Raw genomic sequence first — 9,091 nt, 5'->3', positions numbered from 1 at the left:
GGGGATTATGCGCAGGCATGAATTGGAGACGCCGATGGCCGCCGCCGACGACACCTATCTGGACGAAGCCTATGACGAGGGCATCGATCACGCCCACGCCGGCGAGATCGTTCAGTGGTACGCCAAGCGGCCCGTTACGGTGTCGACGGCGGCGGCCACAAGCTCGCTGGTCGGCGCCTTTGCGCTGGGCGTGCTGACCACCATCGGCGCCCTGGCCGTGCTGCGCCTCTACGACCGCGACTGATCAAACGGTCGACGGTGTCCCTCGCTCTCCGCCGGGCGGAGAAGAGAGGCGCGAATCTTTCGCAAAAAGACTTCACCTCGGCGGTAAAGCCGGTCATCCTCCCCTTCCCAGAAGGAGGCGGCCGTTGGCGCATCCCCGCAGGATGAACCGGATGATCGTCGTGCTCGGCGCGGCGGTCTTGGTGCTGGGCGGTTTCAGCGTCTACGCCCTGATGCAGGGCGCGACCTTCGGGCCGAGGCAGACGACCCCGGCCGAACGCGCTCTCGATCAGGTGCGCGAGCAGATGGGGCCGCAGGCCGAGGTGCGCCATGTCGAGTCGGGGCGCGGTCGCGCCGCCTGCGGCTACGCGGGATTAAAGGGCAGCCGGGAGGCTGTGGCCTTCGTTTCGCGGCCCAATCGCATCCTGATGAGCAATGATCCGCTGACCGGCGAGTTCGCGGCGCTGAAATCGCGCTACTGTCCGGGCTTCGACGCCCCGGCGCCCGCCGCCGCTTCCGGCAAGAGCTGAGACCATGACCGACCAACCCAGCGCCGGCCGCTTCGACGGCCGCGATCACCTGTTGCCCGTGCGGGTCTATTACGAGGACACCGACTTCACCGGCCTCGTCTATCACGCCAACTACGTCCGCTATTTCGAGCGGGGCCGGTCGGATTTCCTGAGGCTGGCCGGCGTAGGGCATGTCGACCTGCTGGAGCAGGAGGAGCCGCTGGCCTTCGTGGTGTCGGACCTGGCGATCAAATATCTGAAGCCCGCCCGGATCGACGACGCCCTGGTGGTCCGCACCCGATACGAGGCGATCAAGGGGCCGCGCCTGATCATCCGCCAGACGGTCGAGCGCGACGGCGACGTATTGTGCCGGGCCGATGTGACGGCCGTCTGCATCCATCTGGACGGGCGTCCGCGCCGTCCGACGAAGCGGCTGGTCGAGCTGGTGACGCCCTGGCTCTCCGGTGAAGCCTCGCAATAACGAGGTTGTCAGCCGACGCCCCCGTGACGCCGGGCGCGACGCCCGTTAGACCCGCCGCCATGAAACCGCCACGTCCGCCCGGTGCAAAAGGCGGATGAACGGACTTTCCGCCAAGGACCAAGCATGACTCCGCCCGCCGACGCCTCCCTGCTGAATCCCATCGAGCTGTTCATGACCGCCGACTGGGTGGTCAAGACGGTGATGATCGGCCTGGCCGCGGCCTCGGTCTGGTCCTGGACCATCATCATCGACAAGGCGGTGCGTTTCTCGCGCATGAACGCCCGCGCGACCGAGTTCGAAAAACAGGTGGAGAGCGGCCGCTCGCTGGAGGAGGTCGCCGCCCAGGCAGGGGCGCAGCCCGTCGATCCCCTGCCGCGCATGCTGGTGCTGACGCTGCAGGACTGGCGCGAGGCGCGCACGCGCGGCGCCATGACGGACACGCAGGGCTCCATGCTGATCGCCCGCATCGACCGCGCCCTGGATTCGGTCATCGCCCGCGAGAGCCAGAAGATCGAGAACGGCCTGGGCGTGCTGTCAGTGGTCGCCACGGCCTCGCCCTTCATCGGCCTATTCGGCACGGTGTGGGGCATCATGAACGCCTTCGACAGCATCGCGGCGGCGGGCAACACCAATCTGACGACCGTGGCCCCGGCCATCGCCGAGGCCCTGTTCGCTACTGCCATCGGTCTGGCGGCGGCCATCCCGGCCTATATCGCCTTCAACGCCTTCTCGGTGTCGGCGGGTAAGTTCACGGGCCGTCTGGAAGCCTTCGCCGATGACCTGCAGTCGGCCATCGCCCGGCGTCTGGGCGCGCCCGCGACCCCGCCGCCTCCGCCTCCGCCACCGCCGCCGTCCGACCTGAACCTGCGCCGGAGCGTCTGATCCATGGCCATGGGTGGTGCAGGAGGCTCCAGCGGAGGACGCGGCCGTCGCCGCGCGCGCAAGCGGCCGCTGAGCGAGATCAACGTCACGCCTCTGGTGGACGTCATGCTGGTGCTGCTGATCATCTTCATGATCTCGGCGCCGCTGTTGACGGTCGGGGTGCCGGTCGAGCTGCCCAAGACCGAGGCCAGCGCGGTCGAGACGACCGACAAGCCGGTTACGGTCTCGATCGACCAGAACGGCGCCATCTTCATCGGCGAGGGCGAGGTCCGCTGGGAACAGCTGGCCCTGCGCGTGGCCGAAGAGGGCGGCGAGAAGGCGCGCGAGAAGGCTATCTTTATCCGCGCCGACGGCCGCGCCCCCTATCAGGCCGTGGCGCGCGTGATGGCGCGCCTGTCCGCCTCGGGCTTCACCAAGCTGAACCTGATCACCGACACCGCCGCCGACGAGCCGACGGAGGGCTGACGGACCTTGCGCCGCCCCAGCCCCGCCATTCTCGGATCCATCGCCCTGCACGCGGGTGTGGTGGCGCTCGCCTTCGTGTCTTGGTCGTCGAAGGACGAGCCGAAACCGCTGGTGAACTCGGTGCCGGTGTCGATCGTCTCGGACATCGAGATCGCCGCCGCCCCGGCCGACAATCCGCAGGAAGAGCCTTCGCTGGAGGACGGCGAGACCGCGCCGGTCGAGACGCCGCCCGAGCCGACTCCGCCTGAGCCGGACCCCACGCCGCCCGCGCCCCAGCCTCAACCGCGTCCGACGCCGCGTCCGACCCCCGCTCCGCCCGAGAAGAAGGCCCCGACGCCGCGGTCCACGCCCACGCCGCGTCCGACCCCGACGCCGCCCGAGAAAAAGGCCCCGACGCCGCCGCCTCGGCCCACGCCGACTCCGCCCGAAAAGAAGGCCCCGACGACGCCGCCGCGTTCCACGCGCCCGACGCCGGGACTGGACCTCGACGCCCTGGCCGGCCCGCCGCGCCCGACGCAGAACCGCGGCCGCCCGGCGCCGGGCCAGCAGGGCGCGGGCTCTGCTCCGCGCGCCACCGGCCCGCAACTGGCCGCCCTGGGCGCCCAGGTGACGCCGAACTGGAATCTGAACTGCGACATGCCGGGCATGGACGACCTGGTGATCCGCGTGACGGTGCGGTTGAGCGCTGACGGCCAGATTATCGGCACCCCGCGCCTTCAGGACACCCAGAACGACCCGACCTGGAGGGCGGCGTCCGAGGCCATGCAGCGGGCGCTGCGGGCGACCTCGCCCTTCACCGTGCCCGATGGTTTTCAGGCGCAGGAAGTGCCGTTCCGTTTTGAAACCAAGCGTCAATGCGGGAACCGTTAGGACGTAAATCGCCTATCACCCCAAAGTCGCCCAAATCCCCGTGAAGCTGGCGATCATCCGCCGCGCTGATGTTAAGAGGGGCGGCCTGCCTGACCGTAACGACCCGAAGGATCGATCCATGAGCCTGAACCGCTTCCTCGCCTCGGCCGCCGTGCTTGCGATGACCGCGCCCCTGGCCTTGGGCGGGTCTGTCCAGGCGCAATCCACCCCGGCCGTCGGGGCGCCGATGCAGGATGTGGTGGTGGACGAGGGCGTCCTGCGCCCGCTTCAGATCGCCGTCGTGCCTTTCAGCGGCCAGAACGGCTCGCAGATCTCGGGCGTCATCAGCGGCAATCTCAAGCGATCCGGCTTCTTCGATCCGCTGAACCCGGCCAGCTTCGTCGAGACGGGCCTGACCCTGGCCAATGCGCCGAACTTCCCGCAGTGGACCTCCATCGGCGCCCAGGCGGTGCTGTACGGCGGGGTGACGCCGCGCGCGGACGGGCGGATCGACGTGGGCTTCCGCCTGTACGACCCCTATCGTCAGTGCCAGCTGGTCTCCTACCAGTTCACCGCCACCTCGGAGCAATGGCGCCGCATCGCGCACAAGATTTCGGACGTGGTCTATCAGCGCCTGACCGGCGAGGCGGGCTTCTTCGATTCGCGCGTCCTGTTCGTGTCGGAAAGCGGCACCCAGTTGAACAAGCTGTCGCGCCTGACCATCGTCGACCAGGACGGCTACAACCCCGTCTTCCTGACCCAGGGCGACGAGGTGATCATGTCGCCGCGCTTCTCGGCCTCGAACCCCGACGAAGTGACCTATGTGGCGCTGGGCAAGGACTACAGCCGCATCTACCTCTACAATCTGTCGACGGGCCGCCGCGAAAGCCTGGGCGAGTTCGACGGTCAGGTGCTGGCGCCGCGCTTCTCGAACGACGGGTCTAAGATGGCCTTCTCGATCATCCGGGGCGGCAACACCGACGTCTATGTGATGAACCTGCGCAGCCGCCAATTGTCGCGCCTGACGACCGATCCGGGCATCGACACCTCGCCGTCGTTCAGCCCGGACGGCAACCAGATCGTCTTCACCTCGGACCGTTCGGGTTCGGCGCGCCTCTACACCATGCGGGCCGACGGCTCGGGCCAGCGCCCGATCAGCCGCGGCGGCGGCAGCTACACCGCTCCGGCCTGGAGCCCGCGCGGCGACCTGGTGGCCTTCACCAAGCAGCAGGGCGGCCGCTTCCACATCGGCGTCATGAAGTCCGACGGCACGGGCGAGCGCATCCTGTCGTCCTCCTATTTCGAGGAAGGGCCGTCGTGGGCGCCGAACGGCCGCTACATCGCCTTCGCGCGCCAGAGCCCCGGCGGCGACACCCGTCTTTGGACAGTCGATCTGTCGGGTCGGGTGGTGTCTCAGGCGGGCTATGACGGACGCGGTTCAGACCCGGCCTGGTCGGGTCTGCTGGATGCGCCGCCGGTCAATCTGGGCATCGGTCAGGGCGCGGATTCCTGTCCGGCCTAACGGGGTTACGGCTTCGTGAGATCACGAGCGGAGCCATTCCCATAAACTGTGCGTTATCGCGGCTGGCGCGGTGCTGCGCCGCGCGTTAGCAGCGCTCGCATACAGTCAAGCTAGAGGCGTCGGCCTCGAACCGAATGAGAAGGAGACGATCCATGAACCCCTCCACCCTGATCCGGCTCGCCGCTGTCGGCGTCGCCATGGCCTCGCTGGCCGCCTGCACCAAGCCCAAGGTCGAGCCGGCCGTCCCGGTCGAAACGCCGCCGCCGGCCGTCGGCCCGCAGTATCCGACCGCCCCGACCGGCCCTGTCAGCGGCGGCAACGTCGGCGCCCCGGCGCCCGGCTCGGAACAGGACTTCGTCGTCAACGTCGGCGATCGCGTCTACTTCGACCTGGACTCCTATTCGGTGCGCGCTGAGGCCCAGCCGCGTCTGGACGCCCAGGCCGCCTGGCTGGCCCGCTATCCGCAGGTCACGATCCGCATCGAAGGCAACGCCGACGAACGCGGCACGCGCGAATATAACCTGGCCCTGGGCGCCCGCCGCGCCGAGGCCGTGCGCTCCTACCTGATCGGCCGCGGCGTTCCGGCCGCCCGCATCGACACCATCAGCTTCGGCAAGGAGCGTCCGATCGCGGAAGGCTCGAACGAGTCGGCCTGGGCCCAGAACCGCAACGCCCGCACCGCCATCGTGTCGGGCGCGCCGCGCTAAGCTGCGCGTCAGCAACTGAATGAATGGAGGCGTCGACTTTGCGGTCGGCGCCTCTTTTCTTTGAGGGCGGGGAAGATCAAAGTTCGCGCCGAATCCGGGGGGAGTTTGCGTGATTGATCTGGAAGCAGCGGGTGGAGCGGTGACGGGCGGCGTCATCGCCGGATCAATCGAAAAGCCGACCGGACATGCGGGCGAGCCTCATGGCGCCTGCGCTGACTGCGGGGCCGAGGTCACGGGCAATTTCTGCTCCAACTGCGGCCAGGCGGCCCATGTCCACCGCACCCTGCTGCATCTGGGCGAGGAGCTGCTGCACGGGGTCATGCATTTCGACGGCCGTCTGTGGCGCACCCTGCCGCTGCTGATCCTCAATCCCGGACGGCTGACGCGCGAGTGGGTGCAGGGCAAGCGGACGCGTTACGTTTCGCCGCTGGCGATGTTCCTGTTCACCCTGTTCGTCATGTTCTTCGCCCTCAGTTTCATGCCGCACCAGGCGGTGACGCTGCCGTCCTTGCCAGAGCAGATCGAGGCCCAGAAAAAAGCCGTCGCCGAGGCTGAACGGGTCGTCGAAGCCGCGCAGAGGGAAGTCGATGCGGCCGTGACGGCGATGGAGCCAGCCGACGGGTCGCCGCCTCCGGTGAACAGCGGCGCTCGCGCGGGCGTGGCGGCGGGCGCCCTGGCCGGGGCCGAGGCAGGCGTCATCGCTGAAAAGGCCAAGCTGGAGCGCCTGCAGAAGGATGCGGTCGAGGGGCGCAAGGACGGCCTGGCCTCGGGCAGTTGGCAGGCGCAGGTCGCCGATATCGCTTCCAGCGTCGGCACGGACGGTCAGAGCAACGGCCTGACCAAGACCGTCGCCAAGAAGCTGAAGAACCCGGACCTGGCGCTCTACAAGTTGCAGCAGACCATCTACAAATTCGCCTTCCTGCTGGTGCCGTTGTCGATCCCCTTCGTGGCCCTGATGTTCCTGTGGAAACGGGGCTTCACCCTGTACGACCACGGGGTCTTCGTTCTCTATTCCCTGACCTTCATGTCCCTGCTGCTGATGGCGGTGGTGCTGATCGCGACGACGCTGAAGGGGGCGGGGGCGGTCGCCGGGACCATCGCGGCCCTGATCGCGCCCGTGCATATGTTCGCCCAGCTGAAGGGCGCCTACAGCCTGAAGATCTTCTCGACCCTGTGGCGGACGATCGCCCTGCTGATCTTCTGCGAGATTGCGGCGACGCTGTTCATCGTCTCCATCATCTATCTGGGTCTCGGACATTGATCGGGGCCTTGCCGTCGCCGCAAATCGATGGGACGACAGGACCATGCTGAAGACGCCATTCCGCCTTACGAAACCCGCCGTCCTGACGGCGATCGGCCTGACCCTCATCGGGGGCGCCGTCGTCGCTCAGGTGCAGCCGATGGAGCCGATCCAGTGGGACAAGCGCCGCCTGGACCAGCTGGACCGCAACGTTCGCCGTCTGGAGCGCGCCTTGACCCAGCGCAACGCGGCGGGCGAGCCGGTGCTGGTCGAGACGGACCCTGAGGTCGTGGCTCTGCAGGGCCAGGTCTCGATCATGGAGCGCCGCCTGAGCGACGTGGAGCAGACCTTCCAGCGCATGAACGCCGACAGCGAACGGCTGACCTTCCAACTGGACGAGGTCACGCGCGAAAACACGCAAATGAGCCGCCGCCTGCGCGACCTGGAAGGCCGTGTCGAACGCGCCGAGAAGGCCGCCGAGGAAGCCGCTGAACTGAACGGCCCGATCGTCGCCCACTCGCCCACGGGCGATGCGGCTCAGGATCTTCAAGCCGCCATGCGTTTGGCGGGCGAGGACGCCGCGCGCGGCGGTCGCGCTTTGGAGACCGTCATCGTCACCTGGCCGAACACGCCCCAGGCGCGCGAGGCCAACAGCCGCCTGGGCGACCTGCACGTCGCCGCGCGCGACAACGCCTCGGCGGTTCAGGCCTACGCCGCCGCCCTAAACGGCTGGCCGCGCACGCCCTGGGCGCCCGAAACGACGCTGAAGCTGGCCGAAGCCCTGCGCGCCACCGATCGCGCGACCCAGGCCTGCGGCGCCCTGACCGAGTTCGGCCGCCGCTACGCCGAGGCGGCCACAGCGGCGCAGAAGACCCGCGCGACCCAGCTGCGGACGCGCGCCAGCTGCAGCTGATGGGCGACCTGACCAGCCGGGTCTTCGCGCGGCTGGACGCGCGCCTGAATCATGCCGGACCCGAGCCGGTCGCCTTGGCTCTGTCGGGCGGGGGCGACTCCCTGGCCCTGCTGGATCTCGCTGCCGCCTGGGCGCGGGCGCGGGGACGGCGATTGCTGGCCCTGACGGTCGATCACAATCTCAACCCTGACAGCGCGGACTGGACCCGCTTCGCCGCCGAGGCCGCACGCGCGGCGGGCGCCGACTGGCGCGGCCTGATGTGGCAGGGCGCACGCGGCGGCCCCGGCGCTCCGGCGCGGGCGCGAGCGGCGCGCCACGCCCTGCTGGCCGAGGCGGCGCGCGAGGGCGGGACGCGCGTCATCCTGACCGGCCACACCGCCGATGACGTCGCCGAGGGCGAGTGGATGCGGGCGGACGGCGCCACGTTGGGCCGCCTGCGCGAGGCGTCGCCGTCGCCTGTCTGGCCGGAAGGGCGCGGGCTGCTGCTGTTGCGCCCGGTGCTGGAGGAACGGCGCGAGGCATTGCGGGATCATCTGCGCGGGCGCGGATTGTCATGGCTGGAAGACCCGGCCAACGCCGATTTGCGTTACGGGCGGGGCAGGGCGCGGGCGGCTCTGGCGCAGGAAGAAGGCCCTGCTGAGTTATCGGCGACTGTTGTTCATGCGAGCGCGGCCCATGAGCCGGGCGATCAGGCCTGGGCCGGGGTTCTGCCTCTGTGGCGCGACCTGCCTGCTGCGACGCTGGCCGCCGTCCTGCTGTGCGCGGGCGGAGGCGCGACGCCGCCGCGCGGGGACCGGCTGATGGCGCTTCAGGCGCGGCTGGCGCGGGGCGAAGACTTCACCGCCGTCCTGTCCGGCGCCCGCGTCGAAGCGTCCGGCGGCTGTGTTCAGGCGATGCGCGAGCCGGGGGAGCGGAAGCGCCGTCCGTCCGCCGCGCTGCTTTTGACGCCGGGCCGGTCCGCCGTCTGGGACGGGCGCTTCGAGATCACCACCGATCGGCCTGGCCTGCGCGTCGAGACGGCGGCCGGACGGCTGGCGCAGTTGTCGGATCAGGATCGCACGGCTTTGGCGCCGCTTCCGCCCGCCGCGCGGGCCGCAGCGCCGGTGCTGATCGACCGCGAGGAGCGGCCGGTTCTGGCCTGGCGCGCAGCCGATGTCCGGGCGCTGGGCCTGCGCCGTCTGGCGCTCGCTTTGGCGGTTTTCGGGGGCGAAACGACGCAGGAAGACCGACTCTTTCAAACCCTTCATGGCGAAACGCCGCCGTCTGACCTATTTTCAGACGAAGACTGCTGATCGACGGGC

At 69.3% G+C, this 9,091-nt stretch carries 11 protein-coding genes; all 11 read left to right on the top strand.

Annotated features, from left to right (window positions below; all coding sequences use genetic code 11):
* A partial coding sequence (locus FM111_RS10475) for a hypothetical protein (protein WP_256968202.1) occupies positions 1-244 on the top strand: 244 nt, incomplete at its 5' end.
* A 151-nt stretch (positions 245-395) separates the two neighbouring features.
* Positions 396-752, top strand: coding sequence for a hypothetical protein (locus FM111_RS10470; protein ID WP_256968201.1), 357 nt, complete (start codon positions 396-398; stop codon positions 750-752).
* Between the two features lie 4 nt (positions 753-756).
* Positions 757-1,212 (top strand): tol-pal system-associated acyl-CoA thioesterase, encoded by a 456-nt coding sequence (gene ybgC / locus FM111_RS10465; protein ID WP_087140880.1) that lies wholly within the window; start codon positions 757-759, stop codon positions 1,210-1,212.
* 123 nt (positions 1,213-1,335) lie between these two features.
* Positions 1,336-2,094 (top strand): protein TolQ, encoded by a 759-nt coding sequence (tolQ, locus tag FM111_RS10460; RefSeq protein WP_087140879.1) that lies wholly within the window; start codon positions 1,336-1,338, stop codon positions 2,092-2,094.
* 3 nt (positions 2,095-2,097) lie between these two features.
* Positions 2,098-2,559: an ExbD/TolR family protein gene (locus tag FM111_RS10455; protein WP_087140878.1), complete on the top strand. Its 462-nt coding sequence runs from the start codon at positions 2,098-2,100 to the stop codon at positions 2,557-2,559.
* Positions 2,560-2,565: 6 nt separating this feature from the next.
* Complete coding sequence (locus FM111_RS10450) at positions 2,566-3,429, top strand: TonB C-terminal domain-containing protein (protein WP_087140877.1); 864 nt, start codon at positions 2,566-2,568, stop codon at positions 3,427-3,429.
* Positions 3,430-3,547: 118 nt separating this feature from the next.
* Positions 3,548-4,930: a Tol-Pal system beta propeller repeat protein TolB gene (gene tolB, locus FM111_RS10445; RefSeq protein WP_087140876.1), complete on the top strand. Its 1,383-nt coding sequence runs from the start codon at positions 3,548-3,550 to the stop codon at positions 4,928-4,930.
* Between the two features lie 152 nt (positions 4,931-5,082).
* Positions 5,083-5,637 (top strand): peptidoglycan-associated lipoprotein Pal, encoded by a 555-nt coding sequence (gene pal, locus FM111_RS10440; protein ID WP_087140875.1) that lies wholly within the window; start codon positions 5,083-5,085, stop codon positions 5,635-5,637.
* A gap of 109 nt (positions 5,638-5,746) precedes the next feature.
* On the top strand, positions 5,747-6,898 hold the full coding sequence (locus FM111_RS10435) for a DUF3667 domain-containing protein (protein ID WP_256968200.1): 1,152 nt from the start codon (positions 5,747-5,749) through the stop codon (positions 6,896-6,898).
* Positions 6,899-6,941: 43 nt separating this feature from the next.
* Entirely contained in the window at positions 6,942-7,790 is an 849-nt protein-coding gene (locus FM111_RS10430) for a tol-pal system protein (protein WP_087140874.1), read from the top strand.
* On the top strand, positions 7,790-9,082 hold the full coding sequence (gene tilS / locus FM111_RS10425; RefSeq protein WP_087140873.1) for a tRNA lysidine(34) synthetase TilS: 1,293 nt from the start codon (positions 7,790-7,792) through the stop codon (positions 9,080-9,082). The genes FM111_RS10430 and tilS overlap by 1 nt, the downstream gene beginning before the upstream one ends.
* Positions 9,083-9,091 lie beyond the last annotated feature (9 nt).

Source organism: Brevundimonas diminuta 3F5N, assembly GCF_900163625.1.
GTDB lineage: Bacteria > Pseudomonadota > Alphaproteobacteria > Caulobacterales > Caulobacteraceae > Brevundimonas > Brevundimonas diminuta_A.
This window is presented reverse-complemented; position numbering and strand designations above follow the sequence as displayed.